Origin of the sequence: Cyanobium sp. Tous-M-B4 (assembly GCF_024345395.1) — a bacterium.
GTDB lineage: Bacteria > Cyanobacteriota > Cyanobacteriia > PCC-6307 > Cyanobiaceae > Cyanobium_A.
On record NZ_JAGQBA010000006.1, the window covers coordinates 174,233 to 191,567 of the forward strand.

21 protein-coding genes are annotated in these 17,335 nt (G+C 66.2%); 10 read left to right on the forward strand and 11 right to left on the reverse strand.

Features of this window, described 5'->3' with window-relative positions:
• Positions 1 to 5: 5 nt before the first annotated feature.
• The 5 genes from fabZ (at position 6) to KBY73_RS12860 (ending at position 3,548) form a co-directional block, all read left to right on the forward strand.
• Positions 6 to 503: a 3-hydroxyacyl-ACP dehydratase FabZ gene (gene fabZ, locus KBY73_RS12840; protein ID WP_396097104.1), complete on the forward strand. Its 498-nt coding sequence runs from the start codon at positions 6 to 8 to the stop codon at positions 501 to 503.
• A complete protein-coding gene (lpxA, locus tag KBY73_RS12845) occupies positions 503 to 1,309 on the forward strand; it encodes an acyl-ACP--UDP-N-acetylglucosamine O-acyltransferase (RefSeq protein ID WP_254937470.1) in 807 nt (268 codons plus the stop codon). Before fabZ ends, lpxA begins: the two co-directional genes overlap by 1 nt.
• Positions 1,309 to 2,502, forward strand: a complete 1,194-nt coding sequence (lpxB, locus tag KBY73_RS12850) for a lipid-A-disaccharide synthase (RefSeq protein ID WP_254937471.1) — start codon at positions 1,309 to 1,311, stop codon at positions 2,500 to 2,502. The genes lpxA and lpxB overlap by 1 nt, the downstream gene beginning before the upstream one ends.
• Positions 2,499 to 3,167: a peptide-methionine (S)-S-oxide reductase MsrA gene (gene msrA, locus KBY73_RS12855; protein WP_254937472.1), complete on the forward strand. Its 669-nt coding sequence runs from the start codon at positions 2,499 to 2,501 to the stop codon at positions 3,165 to 3,167. The genes lpxB and msrA overlap by 4 nt, the downstream gene beginning before the upstream one ends.
• A gap of 174 nt (positions 3,168 to 3,341) precedes the next feature.
• The gene (locus tag KBY73_RS12860; protein ID WP_254937473.1) at positions 3,342 to 3,548 is read left to right on the forward strand and encodes a hypothetical protein; all 207 of its coding nucleotides are present in this window, start codon (positions 3,342 to 3,344) and stop codon (positions 3,546 to 3,548) included.
• 3 nt (positions 3,549 to 3,551) lie between these two features.
• Here the strand turns inward: KBY73_RS12860 and KBY73_RS12865 are convergent, their stop codons facing one another.
• Genes KBY73_RS12865 through KBY73_RS12885 form a run of 5 tightly spaced genes read right to left on the reverse strand, consistent with a single transcriptional unit; the run spans position 3,552 to position 7,475 of the window.
• The gene (locus KBY73_RS12865; protein WP_254937474.1) at positions 3,552 to 3,806 is read right to left on the reverse strand and encodes a hypothetical protein; all 255 of its coding nucleotides are present in this window, start codon (positions 3,804 to 3,806) and stop codon (positions 3,552 to 3,554) included.
• Between the two features lie 30 nt (positions 3,807 to 3,836).
• Positions 3,837 to 5,354 (reverse strand): leucyl aminopeptidase, encoded by a 1,518-nt coding sequence (locus KBY73_RS12870; protein WP_254937475.1) that lies wholly within the window; start codon positions 5,352 to 5,354, stop codon positions 3,837 to 3,839.
• Between the two features lie 52 nt (positions 5,355 to 5,406).
• The gene (locus tag KBY73_RS12875) at positions 5,407 to 6,006 is read right to left on the reverse strand and encodes a GIY-YIG nuclease family protein (RefSeq protein WP_254937476.1); all 600 of its coding nucleotides are present in this window, start codon (positions 6,004 to 6,006) and stop codon (positions 5,407 to 5,409) included.
• A gap of 4 nt (positions 6,007 to 6,010) precedes the next feature.
• Positions 6,011 to 6,727, reverse strand: a complete 717-nt coding sequence (locus KBY73_RS12880) for a hypothetical protein (RefSeq protein ID WP_254937477.1) — start codon at positions 6,725 to 6,727, stop codon at positions 6,011 to 6,013.
• Between the two features lie 46 nt (positions 6,728 to 6,773).
• A complete protein-coding gene (locus KBY73_RS12885) occupies positions 6,774 to 7,475 on the reverse strand; it encodes a response regulator transcription factor (RefSeq protein WP_254937478.1) in 702 nt (233 codons plus the stop codon).
• Positions 7,476 to 7,617: 142 nt separating this feature from the next.
• Between KBY73_RS12885 and KBY73_RS12890 the strand changes: the two genes are divergently transcribed.
• Positions 7,618 to 7,941, forward strand: coding sequence for a DUF1825 family protein (locus tag KBY73_RS12890; protein WP_106502272.1), 324 nt, complete (start codon positions 7,618 to 7,620; stop codon positions 7,939 to 7,941).
• A gap of 140 nt (positions 7,942 to 8,081) precedes the next feature.
• Entirely contained in the window at positions 8,082 to 9,308 is a 1,227-nt protein-coding gene (gene tyrS / locus KBY73_RS12895) for a tyrosine--tRNA ligase (protein ID WP_254937479.1), read from the forward strand.
• A 19-nt stretch (positions 9,309 to 9,327) separates the two neighbouring features.
• Here tyrS and KBY73_RS12900 read toward each other — a convergent pair whose 3' ends face one another.
• A complete protein-coding gene (locus KBY73_RS12900) occupies positions 9,328 to 9,513 on the reverse strand; it encodes a hypothetical protein (RefSeq protein WP_254937480.1) in 186 nt (61 codons plus the stop codon).
• Between the two features lie 122 nt (positions 9,514 to 9,635).
• On the opposite strand from KBY73_RS12900, the gene pyrF reads away from it, so the two are divergent.
• Entirely contained in the window at positions 9,636 to 10,355 is a 720-nt protein-coding gene (gene pyrF / locus KBY73_RS12905) for an orotidine-5'-phosphate decarboxylase (RefSeq protein WP_254937481.1), read from the forward strand.
• A gap of 14 nt (positions 10,356 to 10,369) precedes the next feature.
• Here pyrF and KBY73_RS12910 read toward each other — a convergent pair whose 3' ends face one another.
• From KBY73_RS12910 to hpf, 5 genes are read right to left on the reverse strand one after another with little or no spacing between them, the layout of a single operon-like run.
• The gene (locus tag KBY73_RS12910; RefSeq protein ID WP_254937482.1) at positions 10,370 to 11,572 is read right to left on the reverse strand and encodes a glycosyltransferase family 4 protein; all 1,203 of its coding nucleotides are present in this window, start codon (positions 11,570 to 11,572) and stop codon (positions 10,370 to 10,372) included.
• 27 nt (positions 11,573 to 11,599) lie between these two features.
• A complete protein-coding gene (locus tag KBY73_RS12915; protein ID WP_261349850.1) occupies positions 11,600 to 12,940 on the reverse strand; it encodes an MFS transporter in 1,341 nt (446 codons plus the stop codon).
• 25 nt (positions 12,941 to 12,965) lie between these two features.
• Positions 12,966 to 13,760 (reverse strand): DNA repair protein RecO, encoded by a 795-nt coding sequence (gene recO, locus KBY73_RS12920; RefSeq protein WP_254937483.1) that lies wholly within the window; start codon positions 13,758 to 13,760, stop codon positions 12,966 to 12,968.
• A 7-nt stretch (positions 13,761 to 13,767) separates the two neighbouring features.
• Positions 13,768 to 14,436 carry a deoxyribose-phosphate aldolase gene (gene deoC, locus KBY73_RS12925; RefSeq protein ID WP_254937484.1) on the reverse strand — a complete coding sequence of 223 codons (669 nt, stop codon included), beginning with the start codon at positions 14,434 to 14,436 and terminating at the stop codon, positions 13,768 to 13,770.
• The gene (gene hpf, locus KBY73_RS12930) at positions 14,433 to 15,023 is read right to left on the reverse strand and encodes a ribosome hibernation-promoting factor, HPF/YfiA family (protein ID WP_254937485.1); all 591 of its coding nucleotides are present in this window, start codon (positions 15,021 to 15,023) and stop codon (positions 14,433 to 14,435) included. The genes deoC and hpf overlap by 4 nt, the downstream gene beginning before the upstream one ends.
• Before the next feature lie 51 nt (positions 15,024 to 15,074).
• Between hpf and lipB the strand changes: the two genes are divergently transcribed.
• Together lipB and KBY73_RS12940 are read left to right on the forward strand one after the other, a co-directional pair.
• Positions 15,075 to 15,758 (forward strand): lipoyl(octanoyl) transferase LipB, encoded by a 684-nt coding sequence (gene lipB / locus KBY73_RS12935; protein ID WP_396097111.1) that lies wholly within the window; start codon positions 15,075 to 15,077, stop codon positions 15,756 to 15,758.
• Positions 15,755 to 17,329 (forward strand): glycine betaine ABC transporter substrate-binding protein, encoded by a 1,575-nt coding sequence (locus KBY73_RS12940; RefSeq protein ID WP_254937486.1) that lies wholly within the window; start codon positions 15,755 to 15,757, stop codon positions 17,327 to 17,329. Before lipB ends, KBY73_RS12940 begins: the two co-directional genes overlap by 4 nt.
• Positions 17,330 to 17,335: the final 6 nt, after the last annotated feature.

Consider the following 17,335-nt stretch of genomic DNA (forward strand, 5'->3'; position numbering starts at 1 on the left):
TGCCCTTGTCTGACACCAGCCCACCGCTTTCTGAGCCCGCCGCGCCGGCGTCCTTGGATCCCCGAGCTGCGGTGATCCTCACCAGCGAGCAGATTCAGGGACTGCTGCCCCATCGCTATCCATTCGCTTTGGTGGATCGGGTGATTGAGCATGAGCCGGGCAAACGCGCTGTGGCGATTAAAAACGTCACCCTCAATGAGCCCCAGTTTCAGGGCCATTTCCCCGGTCGCCCCCTGATGCCGGGAGTGTTGATCGTTGAGGCCATGGCCCAGGTGGGCGGGTTGATCGTTACCCAGATGCCCGATCTGCCCAAGGGCTTATTTGTGTTTGCCGGCATCGATGGGGTGCGGTTTCGTCGTCCGGTGGTGCCTGGCGACCAGCTGGTAATCACCTGTGAGTTGCTGAGCCTCAAGCGCCGCCGTTTCGGCAAGGTCAAGGCAGAAGCCAGCGTGGATGGTCTGCTGGTTTGCTCCGGGGAACTGATGTTCTCGCTGGTGGACTGATGGCCACGACCATCCATCCCACGGCTGTTGTCGATCCCAAAGCTCAGCTGGCTGAAGGTGTTGAAGTTGGGCCCTACGCCGTGATCGGCCCCCAGGTGGAGCTCGGTGCTGGCTGCCGCATCGGGCCCCATGTGGTTCTCGATGGCAGGGTGCGCATGGGCCGCGATAACCGCATATTTCCTGGGGCCTGCATCGGCCTCGAACCCCAGGATCTCAAATACACTGGTGATCCCACCGAGGTGGTGCTGGGCGACGAGAACACGATCAGGGAGTGCGTCACCATCAACCGGGCCACCACTGGCCACCAACAAACGCGGCTTGGGAGCGGCAATTTGTTGATGGCCTATTGCCATCTGGGCCACAACTGTGAATTAGGCGACCGGATCGTGATCGCCAATGGGGTAGCCGTGGCCGGCCATGTGGTGATCGGCGATCGGGCTGTGATTGGTGGCGTGCTCGGTATTCATCAGTTCGTGCATATCGGTACCCTGGCCATGGTGGGGGGCATGAGCCGTATCGAGCGTGATGTGCCGCCATTCACATTGGTGGAGGGTCATCCCTCCCGTGTCAGGGCTCTCAACAAAATTGGCCTCCAGCGCAGCGGCCTATTCGATCAGGACGGCGGCCGACAATTTGAGCAACTCAAGCAGGCTTGGACCCTGGTTTACCGCAGTGGCATCACCCTGGCTGAAGCCCTAAGCCAGTTGCGCTCCCAGCCCCTGGGCGGCGCCGCAGACCAGTTGTGCAGTTTCCTAGAGGCCTCCATTGGCCCCTCCCGCCGCGGGCCGATCCCGGGGACGCGCTGATGCTGCGATTGCTGGTGAGCACCGGTGAGGTGTCTGGGGATTTGCAGGGATCGCTGTTGGTAAAGGCTTTGCACGAGGAGGCCCGGCGCCGCCAGCTCAATCTCGAGATCGTGGCCCTTGGTGGCGAGCGCATGGAGCGCGCCGGTGCGGCACTGCTGGCTAACACCACCCGGATGGGTGCTATCGGATTACTGGAGGCTATTCCCTTTGTATTGCCGACCTTGAGGTTGCAGCGGCGCTTGAAGCGTTGGTTTCGCCGCGACCCTCCCGATGGCGTGGTGCTGATCGACTACATGGGCCCCAATGTGAGCTTGGGGCTGCGGCTCAAGCGCAGATTTCCCAAGGTGCCCGTCACTTACTACATAGCCCCGCAGGAGTGGGCATTCAAATTCGGCAACGGCGGCCGCTCCAATCTGATCAGCTTCACAAATCAGATCTTGGCGATTTTTCAGGAGGAGGCCCGCTTCTATCGCTGTCGTGGCGCCAATGTCACCTATGTGGGCCATCCCCTGCTGGACACCATCGGTGAAGTGCCAAGCCAGCAGGAGGCCCGCCGTCAGCTTGGGCTGCGCGGTGATGCGCCAGTGCTGCTGCTGATGCCGGCATCGCGGCGCCAGGAGATCCGCTACATGCTGCCCCACATCGTGGCGGCGGCTGCCGAGCTGCAGCGCCAGCGGCCCGAGTTGCAGGTGGTGGTGCCGGCGGGATTGCCAGGCTTCGAGGCCCATCTGGCGCGGCAACTTGGCCAGGCAGGGGTGCGGGCGGAGATCATTGCTGCCGCAGATTCAGACCAGCTCAAGGCCTGCCTCTGCGCTGCCGCCGATTTGGCCTTGGCCAAATCGGGCACGGTGAATCTGGAGCTGGCCCTGCGGGGTGTGCCCCAGGTGGTGGTGTATCGGGTCAGCCGGGCGACAGCCTTCGTGGCTCGCCACCTCCTGCGGTTCAGCGTGCCCCACATCTCCCCGGTAAACCTGGTGCTGGGAGAGCGGCTGGTGCCTGAGCTGCTGCAGGAGGACCTCACGGCTGCGGCAATCGTGCGCGAGGCCCTACCCCTGCTTGAGCTTGATGCCAGCGGTGGGGCTCGCCAAACCATGTTGGATGGATACCGGCGGCTGCGATTGGAATTAGGTGAGCCGGGCGTCACCCAGCGGGCCGCATCCGCCATCTTTGACCAGGTACTGGAAGCTCGATGAATACCCGCCCCCCCACTCTTGGTGCCCGTCCCCTGGCCTGGCTGTTGAGCCTGCTGCTCCTGCTTTGCGCTGCCCCAGCCCCAGCCATGGCTGCCAATGCGCCTCAGGAAGCGGTGCTTGCTGGCGGTTGTTTCTGGTGTTTGGAACACGACCTCGAAAAGCTCCCAGGGGTTTTGGACGCTCAGAGTGGTTACAGCGGTGGCGCCGGAGCTAACCCCACCTACGGCCAGGTATCGGCTGGGGGCAGCGGCCACCAGGAGGTGGTGCGGGTGCGGTTCGATCCTTCCCGGATCAGCTACGCAAGCCTGCTGCGCTCCTACTGGCGCAACATTGATCCTTTAGATGGTGGCGGCCAGTTTTGCGATCGCGGCAGCTCCTATCGCCCGGTGATTTTCACCAGTGGCGCCGATCAACAAAACCAGGCCCAGGCAAGCCTGCGCGCCGCCGCCGCCGAGCTGGGCCGTCCGGTCGCAGCCCTGAAGGTGCAGATCAAGCCGCTGAATCGCTTCTGGCCGGCAGAGGCCTACCACCAGAACTATGCGCAGCTCAACAGCGTCAAATACAACTACTACCGCTGGGCTTGCGGCCGGGATCGGCGGCTTGATTCGGTGTGGGGCAAGCGCGCTCGCAGTGGGGCGGCTTGGGCTTCTGGCAGCAAGTCCTGACTAGCGATCGCTCCCCTGGGAGCGCAGACAGCCAGGAATTGCGGCAATTCTGAGGAAAATCTAAAGGAATAGTGTCTCTGGTGGTCGCTTAGCTGCAGTTATGGAGCGGCTTTCCGCCCTTTCAGGGCCAGCTAGGACTGCCTAAGATTCTGTTAATTGCGTGAGCAGTCCTGTATGTATCTGCTGACCATCCGCGATGGTTTGAATACCCGCCATGTTGGGCCCTACGTAAGTCCGAAGCAGGCTGCTGACGACCTTGATCGCCTCTTGCCCCTCTGCGGTGAGCGGGCCCGCTGGCAGATTCATGCCCTGGAATCGCCTGCGGAGTTGATGGCCAGCCTGGGTGCTGGAGCCGCTCGTACGGCAGTCGTGGCTGCCTAAGCCCTAACTGCGTCCGGGATAGCCGCGCAGTAGGCCGCTCTCGATCATCAGCCCCACGCCGGCATTGATCAGGATCAGGCCAAACGTGCCATACCAGAACCAGGGCCCGGGGCTGGTAAGGGTTTCCAATTTGCCCGCGGCGGCAAGCACCTGGATACCTTTGCGGATCACCGCCTCGCCAAATAGGCAGAGCCCGGCGGGCAGGAGCAGCACGCCGAGTTGGGCCTTGACATACCAGCGGATCTTCTGAACGGCCATGGAGGGCTCAAAGGCGTCAGGGCTCCAAATTTAGGCCGCAGCTTCAAGCAGCGCCTCCGAACACACCCAATTCACCAGAGTGCGCACGCCGAAGCCGGTGGCGCCGGCGGGATCCTGGCCGCGGCCCTTGTCACTCCAGACGGTGCCGGCGATATCGAGGTGGGCCCAGGCCAGCTTTGGGGTGACGAAGTCCTGCAGGAACAGGGCGGCGGTGATCGAGCCCCCGGGCCGGGGGCCCGTGTTCTTGAGGTCGGCAAACTGGCTCTTGAGCCCGGCCTTGTAGGAGGCCCTCAGGGGCATGCGCCAGAGGTCTTCACCGCTGGCTTTGCTGGCGCCCAGCAGGGCATCGGCCAGGCCATCGTTGTTGGACCAGAGGCCCGCCATCTCCTCCCCCAGGGCGATCACGCATGCTCCGGTGAGGGTGGCCAGATCCACCACCGCATCCGGCTCGAGCTTGCAGGCATACACCAGGGCATCGGCCAGGGTCAGTCGCCCCTCGGCATCGGTGTTGTTGATCTCGATCGTTTTGCCGTTGGAAGCGGTGACGATCGCGCCGGGGTGGATGGCCCCGCCACTGATCATGTTTTCGCAGGCCGCCACGATCATGTGCACCTCCACGCCGGCGGGCTTGAGCTCGGCGATGGCACGCATGGCCCCAAGCACCGCCGCGCTGCCGCCCATGTCGTACTTCATCATCTCGATCTGGGAGCCGGCGGTCTTGAGGTTGTAGCCGCCGGAATCGAAGGTGAGGCCCTTGCCCACTAGTACCAGGCGCCGCTTAGCCACACCCTCGGGGCGGTAGGTGAGGTGGATGAACTTGGGCGCCAGGTCTGAGCCCTGGGCCACCGCCAGGTAGGAGCCCATGCCCAGGGCTTCGCAGTCGGCCCTCTCCAGCACCGTCAGCTCCAGGCCGAAGTCCCGGGAGAGGGCAGCGGCGGTGTCAGCCAAATGTTGAGGCGTGGCCACGTTGGGTGGAGCGGCCACCAGCTCCCGGGCCAGCTCGACGCCGGCGCAGCTGGCTGCCACTGCCGCCAGGGCGGGAGCGGCGCTTGCTGCCACGCCGATCAGGCTGATCGTCTCCGGCAGGCTCCGGGGCTCGGGCTTCCCCTTGAAGCGCTGGTCGCTGAACAGGGCCAGGCGGCTGGCCTCCGCCATGGCCTGGGCCGCAGCATCTGCTGCCAAGGCCTCGATCGGCATGGCCAGGGCCAGATGGCTTGCACCAGCGGCAGCAGCAGCTTGACTGGCGGCGGCGCAGGCCCGGCGCAGGCCGGCGAGGTTGAAGTCGGCTGGAGCCCCCAGACCCACCAGGATCAGGGTCTGGGGGCTGGCATCTAGGCGATCGAGGCTGAGGCATTCGCCGGGCTGGGCTTTGAAGCGTCTTTGCTCCAGGCGACTCGTCAGCGACTGACCCAGGGCGGCGCTGAGCAGCTCAAGCTGGGGGTGGTCGGGGCGATCTTCGGCACCGGCGAATAGGCCGACGGCCAGGCAGTCACCATCGAAATGGCCCAGGGCCGCAGGCAGGACGTCGGGGATGCAGCGAAAGTCCATGGGGCGGCCGAGGTTGGGCGCGATCGTAGCCAGCGCGGCCAGCCCAATTCACCTAGGCAGGATCGGCTTGAAACGGCGTGGCCCAGCGGCTGCGGGTTTCCTTGTTGAAGGGCGGCAGCCAGCGCTGAATCAGGGCCTGCTCCAGGGCGCGGCGCGGCCGGATGGCGGCGGGCACGTCTAACCAAAAGCGGATGCTGGTTTGGCAGCCCAGGCCCGCTTTCAGCAGGGCTTCGCTATATGCGGCGAGATAGGCCTTGCAGTCGTGTTCGCCTTTCCAGCGCCGATCTGCCTGGCCGGTTTCACCCACGTAGAGCAGCAGTGGCTGGCCCAGGCCGGCGGGCCGATCTGTTACCAGATAGAGGGCTGCACCCTGTTGGGGTGAGGCGGGCCAGCGCCAGAAGGAAAGGGCCTGGGGGGTGAGCTGCAGGGGGTTGAAGGCCTCGGCGATCTCGTCAGGCGTTGCAGGGCTACCGGCAAACAGAGAGACCTGCATGGCACCACCAGCTTGGTTGCTCCACAGGGGCTGCTGGTGGGCGGCGAGGCGGGTCTGCCAGTCCAGCAGCTGCGAGGCTTGCAGGGGCAGATCAGGGCCATCGGTGCGGCCAGCGCCCCCCACCTGGCTGGCCGTAAACAACTCGCCTTGACGCACCATCGCTTCAGGCCCCAGTGCTGGTTTGGCCTAGGCGGGCAGTGCCCTTGCGGCCTGGGGGCAGGGCTGGGCCGGCAGGGCCTTGCCTGAAGCTCACTTTGCCAATCCAGCTTTCCACCAGGTCGGCGGGAAATTGCAGCCGCTGTTGCAGGTCTGCCAGATCGCGAAAGGGGCTGCGACTTCGTTCACGCAGCAGTCGGCTGAGCCTGGGCGGATCGAGCCCCAGCCCTGCTAGCTCCTGGCTGGAAGCCTGGTTGAGATCCACTCGGGTAGCGGATTGCAAAGGCGTTGCTGGCTCTCCGTACCAGCGAAATTCCAGCAAGGGCAGCCAGCAGCGCATCACTGCCTCGGAGAGATCCAGCAACCGTTGCAGGTCGTCGGCGCCGCTGAGCTGGATGCCGCCCGCCTGCAGCCGCAGCAGCAGGTCCACTTGGTCGGCAGCGATGCCCGGCAGCCGCAGCCAGTCGGCCGCGGTGGCGCGGTTCACATCAAGCCGCCAGCCCAGGGCAGCGGCTCGGCCCACGGCCTCAGCATCTTCAAGCTTGAGGGCGGGGTTGTGTTGCAGCTTTAGGGCCAGCAGCTCCTGCTCCACCAGCTCCCTTTGGACCCGCTCCCGCTCCGCCGCTGCATCGGCAGGTGCAGCAGGGAGCTGTGCTGGTGGGATCTGGCCAGTGGCCCTCAGCAGCTGACGCGCCAGGGGATCCAACCAGTGCCGCTTGGCCATGGCGGAATGCCACCGCATCAAAAACGCCTCGAACCTAGCTGGGGTCTCACTCTTCAGGCCAATCGATTAAGCCCCAGCGCAGTCCGAGCACGGCGGCATGGGTGCGGTCGCGGGCCTGGAGTTTGCGGCAGAGGGAGCGCAGGTGAGTTTTGGCCGTGTCGGCGCTGATAAACAGCCGCTGGCCGATCTCTACGTTGGTGTCGCCTTCGGCCACCAGGCTGAGCACCTGCCGCTCGCGCTCAGTTAGGGGTTCAAGGGGCCCCCCCTCACCGGGTCCGCGGCGAAACAGCTCCGTCAGGCTGCGGTCTACGTAGACCCCGCCACCGCTGATCGCATGCAGGGCGGCCATGGCACTGCCAAGCCCAAGGCGGGACTCGACCAGCAAACCGTCGCAGCCGGCATCAATCGCTGCTTGGATCTCGCTCTGGCGGTGCTCCTGGGTGATCAGCAGCAGGGTGTGCAGGGTGGGCCAGCGTTGCTTGATTTGCAGCAGTAAGGAAACGCCCGAGCCCTGCTCCAGGGTGTCGCTGAGAAACACCATCGAGGGCCGGTGCCGCTCCACCAGCTCCAGGCCGGCAGCTTCACAGGTGGCGGCACCCACCAGGTGCTCCTGGCCGATCAGGCCGCCCACAAAGAAGCTGAGCAAGGCCCGGTTGCCAAGGCAGGCCACCAGGCGGGCATCCCGCAGCAGGTTGTTGATCTGGCTGGTGTTGCGGCGGATCTGCTCAAGCTTGGGCGTGAAGTCCATCGGCGCTGAAGGCTCTGCTGGGGCCCTGCACTGGCGCCATCCTGGCCAGCCCCGCTCGATTTGCCAGGGGCAATACGCCTATCCGCACTCCCCAGGGGTGCCCGGCCTCACCAGAATCTGCAAACGCTGCGCTGCCAGGGTTATGGCGTTCTTTGAATCCGAGATCGTTCAGGACGAAGCCAAGCGCCTATTTGGCGATTACCAGCAGCTGATGCAGCTGGGTAGTGAATACGGCAAGTTTGATCGCGAGGGCAAGAAGCTCTACATCGAAAAGATGGAGGACATGATGGAGCGCTACCGGGTGTTCATGAAGCGCTTCGAGCTCTCCGAAGACTTCCAGGCAAAGCTCACCGTGGAGCAGCTACGCACCCAGCTGGGCCAGTTCGGCATGACACCGGAAACGATGTTTCAGCAGATGCACCAGACCCTGGAGCGCATGAAGTCTGAGCTGGAGGCCACCGCCTAGCGGCTGCCTACGATCTCGCCACAGAGTCAAGGCGGGTCGCAATTCGAATGACAACAGCGCAGCCTCCGGCTGAAGAGCAGCCTCGAGCAGAGCATCCACCTACCGGCCTGCCTCCTCTGCCGGCCTGGCTTGAACGGGGAATGGCGGATCTGTTCCCCGCCGGCAGCGGTGCAGGTGCCAGCAGCGATCCAGATCAGCAACTTACCGCCCGTCTTGATGAGGCCAAGCGGGCCGGGCGGCCCTTGCGCATCAAGCTCGGCATCGACCCCACCGGCTCCGATATCCACCTGGGGCACTCGCTGCTGTTCCGCAAGCTGCGGGCCTTCCAGGATGCCGGCCACATCGCCGTGCTGATCATCGGCGACTTCACCGCCCGCATCGGCGATCCCACCGGTAAGAGCGCCACCCGGGTGCAACTCAGCGCCGCTGCGGTGGAGGCCAATGCCGCCACCTACCTGCAGCAGCTGGGCCTGGGCCAGGCCCGCGAGCGTGCCCTGCTTGATTTCGAGACTCCTGGCCGGCTGGAGGTGCGCCGCAACAGCGAGTGGCTCACCGGGCTTGACCTGCCCCAGGTGATTGAGCTGCTGGGCATCAGCACCGTGGGCCAGATGCTGGCCAAGGAGGACTTTTCCAATCGCTACGGCTCGGGGGCCCCCATCTCCCTGCACGAGTTTCTTTATCCGCTGCTGCAGGGCTACGACTCGGTGCAAGTGCAAGCGGATCTAGAGCTGGGCGGTACCGATCAAAAGTTCAACGTGGCCATGGGCCGCGACCTGCAGCGTCACTTTGGCCAGCGGCCTCAATTTGGAATGCTGCTGCCGATTCTGCCGGGACTAGATGGCGTGCAGAAGATGAGCAAAAGCCTGGGCAACACCGTGGGCCTCGCCGAAGACCCACTTTCGATGTATTCGAAGCTTGAAAAGGTTCCCGATGCGGTGGTCGACGACTACCTAACCCTGCTGACTGATCTGGATTTGGCGGGTCTGCCGCAGAACCCAAGGGAGCGTCAGAAACTAATGGCCCTGGAGATCACCCAGGCGCGCCATGGCGGGCCGGCGGCGGCGGCGGCCCAGGTGGATGCCGCCAAGCTTGTAGCCGGTGCGGCTGGTAGTGGTGCCGCCGCCGCCGAGGTGCCGGAGGCCTCGCTGACGGCGGTGAACTTCCCCGCCAAGGCCTTCTACCTGCTCAGTGCTGTGGGCCTCTGCGCTAGCAGTAGCGAAGCCCGCCGCCAGATCCAGGGCGGCGGCGTCAAGCTCGATGGCGAAAAGCTTGTTGATCCCAACCAGGAGTTTGGCGGCCCCGAGGCGCTCGCCGGCAAGGTGCTGCAGCTGGGCAAGAAGACTTTCCGGCGGCTGGTGGCTGGCTGAGCGCTCCCACCGGCAGCTCCTACCTGGTGCCCAGCAGGTCGTCCCAGCTCGGGCCCTGGGCTGCAGCTACATCACCGGAACTGCCGCAGGGAATGCTGATGCCCCCATCGCCCCAGGGCTGCCAGGCAGGTAGGGGGCAGGAGGCGCCCGGCTCAAGGCTGAGGGTCACCGGCAGGGGCAGGGGAGTGGAATCGGAGAAGGCCATGGCCACGGCTCGCACCACCTAAGCCTGGGCGGTGGCATGGGGCCCTCAATGCAGTGCTGATGCCATCGCCATGTCTTCTGGGAGACGCCCTGTCTAGCCTGCATGCAAGCTGCCAGCGGCCCTTGCTTGAGCCCAGTGATCGAATCATCGTGGCCCTCGATGGCATGGCCCCTGAGCAGGCCCTGTCCTTCACCGCCGCCGTACCCGAGCTGCGTTGGGTGAAGGTGGGCCTGGAGCTGTTCGTGGCTGGCGGGCCGGCGGTGGTCCAGCAACTGCGCGATCAGGGCAAACGGGTGTTCCTCGATCTCAAGTTCCACGACATCCCGGCCACCATGGCCGGTGCCTGCCGCAGTGCCGCCCGCCTCGGTGCTGAGCTGATCACGGTGCATGCCTGCGCCGGCAGCGCGGCCCTGGGCGCGGCCCAGGCGGCGGCGCTGGAGTCGGCTGCGGCGGCAGGCCTGCCTGCCCCCACCCTGCTGGCGGTGACGGTACTCACCAGCTGGGAGCAGGCCCGTTTTGCCTCTGAGCTGGCGATTGTGGAGCCGCTTGCTGCCTACGTGCCCCGGCTGGCCCAGCTGGCGGCGGCGGCCGGTATCGGCGGCTGCGTCTGCTCACCCATGGAGGTGGCCGCCCTGCGGGCAACCCATCCAGAGCCCTTTGCTCTGGTGACCCCCGGCATCCGCCCCGCTGGAGCAGCTCTTGGCGATCAGCAGCGGGTGCTGACACCGGCCCAGGCTGTCGCCGCCGGTGCCAGCCAGCTGGTGATAGGCCGGCCGATCACGGCGGCGCCAGATCCAGCTGCGGCCTTCGCGGCTTGTTGCCTGGAGCTGGGCGGGCTTTAGGTCACCAGTGAGGTTCAGGCCACCAGTGAACTTCGGGGCACCAGCTCGGCGTAGAGCGCCTCTAAAGCGTCGATGTTGCCCTCAAGTGTGTAGCGCTCTAGGGCGCGGGCGCGGGCGCGACGGCCTAGCTCGGCGGTGAGCACGGGTTGATCGCGCAGCACTGGGATCAAGGTGCGCAGCTGGGTGGTGACGCCCTGGGTGCTGATCACGATGCCAGCGCCCCCCTCCAGCACCTCGCCATCGGCGCCGGCGTCTGTGGCGATGCAGGCGGTGCCGCTGGCCATGGCCTCCAGTAGGGCCAGGCTCAGGCCCTCCACCAGGGAGGGCAGCAGAAACACCTCGGCCAGCTGCTGGAAGGCCACGCGCCGCTCCAGGCTGGGCTCATAGCCCCACCACACCAGATCTGGTTCATCCCCCGGGGCCTGCAGCGCACTGCGCAAGGGGCCATCGCCCACGATCACCAGCACGCAGCCGGCGGGTCGCACGAGCCGCCAGGCCTTGATCAGGGCCTCGACGTTTTTCTCAGTGGCCACCCGGCCCATGTACAGGAAGACGCGCCGGCCGGCAAAGCGCTGGCGCAGCTCCTGCAGCTCTGGGCTGGCAGCGGCGGCCAGCGATGCCGGCTGCCACATGCTGGTGTCGACGCCGTTAGGGATCACGGCCAGCCGCTCGGCCCGCACCCCCAGGCGCAGCAGCATCTCCGCCTGCAGCTCCGAAAACACGATCACCCGATCAAATTTGGCCAGGGTGGGCCCATAGAGCTGGTAGGTGAGCTGCTGGGTGCCGGCGGTGAGGTTGCGCAAGCTCGCATCGAAGGCGGGATGAAAGGTGGCCACCACCGGTAGCCCCAGCTGCTGGCAGAGATCGGGTAGGCGGAAATCGAGGGGAGAGAGGGTGAGGCTGGCGTGCACCAGGTCGGGCTTCAGTCGCTCCAGGGATTCGCGCAATTCCCGCTGGGCCCCCAGCGATGGAATCGTGTACACCTGCGACTTCACTAGGTAAGGCAGGGCAACTTCTGGGCCGCCGCCATTGCTGTCGCCCTGGTTGTCAGCGTCCGGCAGGGCATCGCTGGAGCGAGCCAGGCTGCCGGGGGGTGTGTCGAAGTGGATAAAGCTGATCCCATGGCCGCGGCTGCGCAGCGCGTGGGTCGTGCTCAGTCCGTAGGTGACGTTGCCGCAGAACGGTGTTTTCTTGCCCAGCCAGGCAATGTGGGCCACCAGGGCTCGCGCGTCCGGAGGTTCACGCTACCAGCGCTGCCAGGGCCGCTCCAATAAGGCCGCCAGCAGGGCAATGGCTGCCAGGCCCCAGAGCACCGGCAGCAGGCCGTAGCGGCTCACCACCGCCCCGGCCAGCACCAAAGGCAGGCTCAGGGCCACGTTGATCAGGTTGTTTTGCAGGCCGAATACCTTGCCGCGCAGCTCTTCCGGTGTTTCTTCCTGGATTGTGGTTTGGGCGGGAATCGCCAGCAGGGCCGAGCCCACCCCCAGCACGCCGCAAAGCAGCAAGGTGAACACCAAATTGCCGCGCAACTGACCCAGCAGCACCAGGCTCCAGCCGATCGTGGCGAGGCCCGTGGCAGCCAGGTGGCGGCGGTTGAGCCCCTGGCCCAGCTGGGCCACGGCTAGGGCCCCAATGGCCAGGCCCAGGCCGCTCATCGCCAGCAGGGTTCCAAACTGGGTGGGGCCAAGCCCGGGGATAGCCGCCGCCAGGCTGATCGCCAGCACGTAAAGGGCGGCAAGCAGGCTGTAGAGCAACACCAGCTGCACCATGGCGCTGAACACCCGCGGCCGCTCCCGCAGCACCTGAATCCCCTCGCCGATTTCTTGCCACACGGTTGTGCGGCTCGGCGCCCGAGGCGGCTCCTGCCAGCGGATTCGGCTGATGGCTACGGCCGCTAGGCCGTAGCAAAGGGGCAGCAGCAGAAATTCACCACCGCTGATGCCGATGCGTTGCAGGCCCAGGTTTAGGAGCCGCAGGATCGGATCACCCAGGGCAAAGCCCACGATCGTGGCGGCCATGCTGGTGGCCTGATAAAGCGAGTTTGCTGCTAACAGCTGGTCGCTTGGCACCAGCTGGGGTAGGGCTGCTTGTTCGGCCGGCGCAAAAAACTGGGTGAGCACCGATTCGAAAAAGGTCATCAGCACCAACCCCCAGTAGCCCCAGCTCAGCCCCAGCCACTCGGGGCCCTCCAGCAGGCATAGGGGAGCTAGCAAGACCAGCAGCGCCCGCAGGCCGTTGGATGCCACCATCACGCCCCGCTTGGGCCAGCGGTCGGCCCAGACCCCGGCGACAGTGCCCAGCAGCATGGCTGGAATCGTGTTGGCCACGTAGATCCCCGTGGCCAGCAGGGTGATCATCTGGGCCCGGGTTTCGGGCAGGTCCAGCCGGATTGCCGAGGCGGCCTCCGCCAGGGCGGGGTTGGCCTCAGGCGTTCCCTTCACCCAGGTCTGGGCGATCAGGAACACCATCAGCACGATGTAAAACTTGTCTGCCAGCTGGGAAAAGATCTGGCCAAGCCAGAGCCAGCGGAAATCGGGCAGCGCCAGAACGCCCTGCAATCCGGTGGCGTTGGAATTGCCGCTCAAACTGGCTCGAATTGCTGCTGGCTCGTCATGATGGCGCAGTACCGGCTGCCAGGCCGGTGCGCAGCAGCCGGAAAGCCCGGGGTTTGCGGCTGAGATGCTCCTGGCACCAGTGTTCCACCAGTTCCAGCAGGTGCAGCCATACCGGCAGGGGGCCCATCAGTTCGCCATCGCGCCGGCGGGGCAGGTTGGGCCGCAGCAGCCGTTGCAGCAGGGCCAGTTCGGATGCATTGAGCACTACCCGTGCCCCCGGCACGCCTCCGATCACCAACCCCTCGCTCGGCACCAAGCTGCAGCGCCAATCCCAATCGCCCACGGGCGGATCCAGGGGCTCGCCGCTGCGGCTGCAGCAGCCCAGGGGTAAGGCGTAGCCGCCAAGGGCCAGCAGGTGGACGCTGCCCTGCACCGCGATTGCCAAGGCTTCTAGGTCGCAGCTTCGCTCCCGCACCAGGGCGTCGAGGCGGCCTAGCTGCATCAGTAGGTCGCCCAGGATGCCGGCGGAGGGTGCGTCGCTTGGCACCAGGGCCAGACAGAGCTCCATCAGGGCCTGGGCGGCGGCGAGGGCCTCCAGCTGCTGGGCCAGGCCGCTGTAGCTGCGCAGCACTTTCAGTTGACGCACCCGCCTCAGGCCGCTGCGACCGCCCACCTGCAGGCGTAGATGGCTCAGGGGCACGGCGGCGGCCAGGCTGCTGCGGGGTCTGCGCGCCCCCGGCACGGCCAGCCGCACCACCCCCTCCTCGTCGCTGAGCAGGGTAAGCAGCCTGTCGTTTTCGCCCAGGGGCCGGCAGCTCAGCGCCAACCCTTCGAGGCTTTGCTCCGGCACGGTTGCTTCAGCCCCGCATCGCCTGGGCCAGGGCCACGCCGCGGCTGGTGCCGAGCCGGGTGGCGCCAGCCTCCACCAGGGCAAGGGCATGCTCCAGGTTGGCGATGCCACCGGAGGCCTTGATGGCTGCCCGACCGCGGGCCAGCTGGCGCAGCTGTTCAATGTGGTCCACCGTTACCGCTGGCCCAAAGCCGCTGCCGCTTTTAAGGAAGCGGGCGCCGGCATCGATGCTGATCTCCACCAGCAGGGCCAGGGCGTCGGGATCGAGCCTGCCCACCTCCAGGATCACCTTCACCGGCAGGCCCAGCTCGCAGATGGCGGCGAGTTCGTCGTGGATCGGCGTGCTCTGGCGGTCCGCTAGGGCGCCGAAATCGGGCACCACGTCCAGTTCGTCGGCCCCGGCCTCAGCCGCTGCCACCGCTTCGGCCAGCTTCACCGCCGCTGGCACGGCGCCGAAGGGGAAGCCCACCACGGCAATCAGCTGGGGGCTGGCGCCCTTGCCCTCAAGGGGCAGCTGCTCCCTGGCGCTGGCCACCCAGCGGGAGGCCACGCACACCCCGGCAAAGCCGAAATGGCGGGCTTCCTCGCAGCACTGGCGCACCGCGCTGCTGCCGTGGTGGGGATCCAGCAGGGCGTGGTCGATCAGGGGGGCTAGGTCTGGCCGGTCGGCGCTCACGCGTCTTTGGCCTGGATTACCCCGAAGCCGCCATGGTTGCGGTGATAAACCACCTGGATCTGGCCACTTTCGGCGTCGCGGAAGACGTAGAAGTCGTGGTCGATCAGCTCCAGCTGGTGCAGGGCATCATCGATGCTCATCGAGGGCATGTCGTAGTACTTACGCCGCACACCCCGGTTGGGCAGTTCGGGCTCCTTGCCGTCCACCAAGGTGCTGCCGGGGGGCGGCAGATTGGCGGCGGCGCCGGCCTCCTCGTCGCGGGCGGAGCGGTGCACCGGCCCCTGCTCCTGCTCCTGGATACGGTCCTTGTAGCGGTGCAGCTGGCGGCTGAGCTTGCTAGCCACCAGGTCGATGCTGGCGTAGAGGTTGTCGCTGCGCTCTTGGGCTCGGATCACGGTGCCATTGGCAAACATCGTGACTTCAACCGTTTGCTGCGGCACCCGGGGATTGCGGGCCACCGACAGGTGCACATCGGCCTCTTTAACGAGGCCCTCAAAGTGGTGAATGGCGCGGGTCAGCTTGGTTTCGGTGTACTCCCGAATGGCGGGAGTGACGTCAAGATTGCGGCCATGGATCAGCAGTTTCATCAGATGGCAACCGCCTCCGGTGCTCTGGTGCACCAACGCTAAGAACGGCTTGTGATATCAACCAACCTCGATGCAATCCTTTTTGAAGCGACGGTTCCGGTGCCGTTTGAACGGGCCTGGGCGGCCCAGCGCCAGCTGCAGCAGCGGCTGCTGGACCATCCCGAGGGGCCTGACAGCGTGCTCCTGCTTGAGCATGAGCCCTGCTACACCCTGGGCCGAGGCGCATCGGAGGCCTTTCTGAGCTTCGATCCCGCCGCACCGCCCCTGCCCCTGCATCGCATTGACCGCGGCGGCGAGGTGACCCACCACGCCCCGGGCCAGTTGGTGCTCTACCCGGTGCTCAATTTGCAGCGCCACGGCGCTGACCTGCACCTGTACCTGCGCCAACTTGAGCAGGTGGTGATCGATGTGCTGGCGGGTCTGGATTTGCAGGGCGAGCGGATCGATGGGCTCACCGGGGTGTGGCTGGAGGGCCGCAAGCTGGCGGCGATCGGTGTGGGGGCGCGGCGCTGGATCAGCCAGCACGGCCTGGCCTTGAATGTGGATTGCGACCTGGCTGGTTTTGCGGCAGTGGTGCCCTGCGGACTCGCTGATCGGCCCGTGGGGCGTCTGGTGGATTGGCGGCCGCAGCTCAACACCCAGCAGCTGCGCCGGCCATTGCTGGATGCTTTTGCCAGCCGTTTCGGCCTGGTGCTGCGGCCATCCAATCCCCAGGACGGGATGTTCCAGCTGTGACTGCTGAGCTGGCCAGGGAAATTGTTTTCCGCAGCGGCGAACACCTTGTTCTGGTGACTTCCAGTGTGGCGCTGGCCCTGCTGATTGCCCTGCCCCTTGGTCTGGCGATTCAGGCGCACCCCCGCTGGCGCCGCCTGGTGCTGGGGCTGGCCAATGCCGTGCAGACCATCCCCAGCCTGGCGATATTCGGCTTGTTGCTGACTGTGCCCCTGCTCGGTGGCATCGGCTCCACGCCGGCCGTGGTGGCCCTGACCCTCTACGCCTTGCTGCCCCTGCTGCGCGGACTGCTCACCGGGCTCCAACAGGTTCCGCCTGGGCTCAAGCAGGCCGGGCAGGCATTGGGTCTCAGTGGCGGCCAGGTGCTGCGCTACGTGGAGCTGCCGCTGGCCCTGCCCAGCCTGATGGCGGGCCTGCGGGTGGCTGCCGTGATCGCCGTGGGGGTGGCCACGATCGGCGCGGCGATTGGTGCCGGTGGGCTGGGGGTATTCATCTTCCGGGGCATCGCCACGGTGAACAACACCCTGCTGCTGGCCGGGGCCCTGCCGGCGGCGGCCATTGCTCTGGCTGCCGATGCTTGTCTGGGAGCCCTAGAGAATCACCTAGTCCAGGGGACGGGGCAGCCCCTTCAAAGGTCACGGCTATGGCTAGGGATCCGGGAGTGGCTCCGGCGGCGGTGGGCCCTGGCGGCGGCCCTGACCGGCGCGGCCCTGCTTGCCGTCGTCCTCGGCTGGCATCAGCTGGCCCCTCCAGGCCCTGCTGGCTCGGTGGTGATCGGGGCCAAGGGTTTCACCGAACAGCAGTTGCTTGGTGAACTGCTGGCCCAGGAGATTGAAGAACTCACTTCGCTGCAGGTGCGGCGCGAATTCAGCCTCGGCAGCACCTTTCTTTGCCATGAAGCCGTGCGCCAGGGCCGGGTCGATGGCTACGTCGAATACACCGGCACGGCCTGGTCGGCGATCCTCAAGCAGCCCTCGGGACCCGGCGCCAGCGACCGGGCCAGCCTCTGGAGCCGCGCTCGCCGGCTTTATGCCGAGCGCTACGGGCTGAGGATGTTCCCCTCGCTTGGCTTCGAGAACACCTTTGCGATTTTGATCCGCCAAGCCCAGGGGCAGCAACGCGGGCTCCGCACCATCAGCCAGGCGGTGCAGCCCGCCCGCCGATGGCGGGCGGCCTTCGGCTACGAGTTTCTTAACCGGGGCGATGGCTACCCGGGGCTGGCCAGCCGCTATGGCCTGCGTTTCGCTGCGCCGCCCACGGCCATGGATCTGGGCCTTACCTACCGGGCCCTGGCCGACGGCCGGGTGGATCTGATTGCAGGAGATAGCACCAGCGGCCTGATTCCCTCCCTGAAGTTGCAGGTGCTGCTGGACGACCGCCATTACTTCCCCGCCTATGACGCGGTGCCCGTGTTCAACGCCGCAAGCCTGGAGCGCCATCCGGAGCTGGTGCCGGTGCTGGAGAACCTGGCGGGCCGCCTCTCGGCAGCCACCATGCAACAGCTCAATGCTGCGGTGGATCTGGACCACCAGAGCCCCGAACTGGTGGTGCGCCGCTGGCGGCAGGATCACTGACCAGTC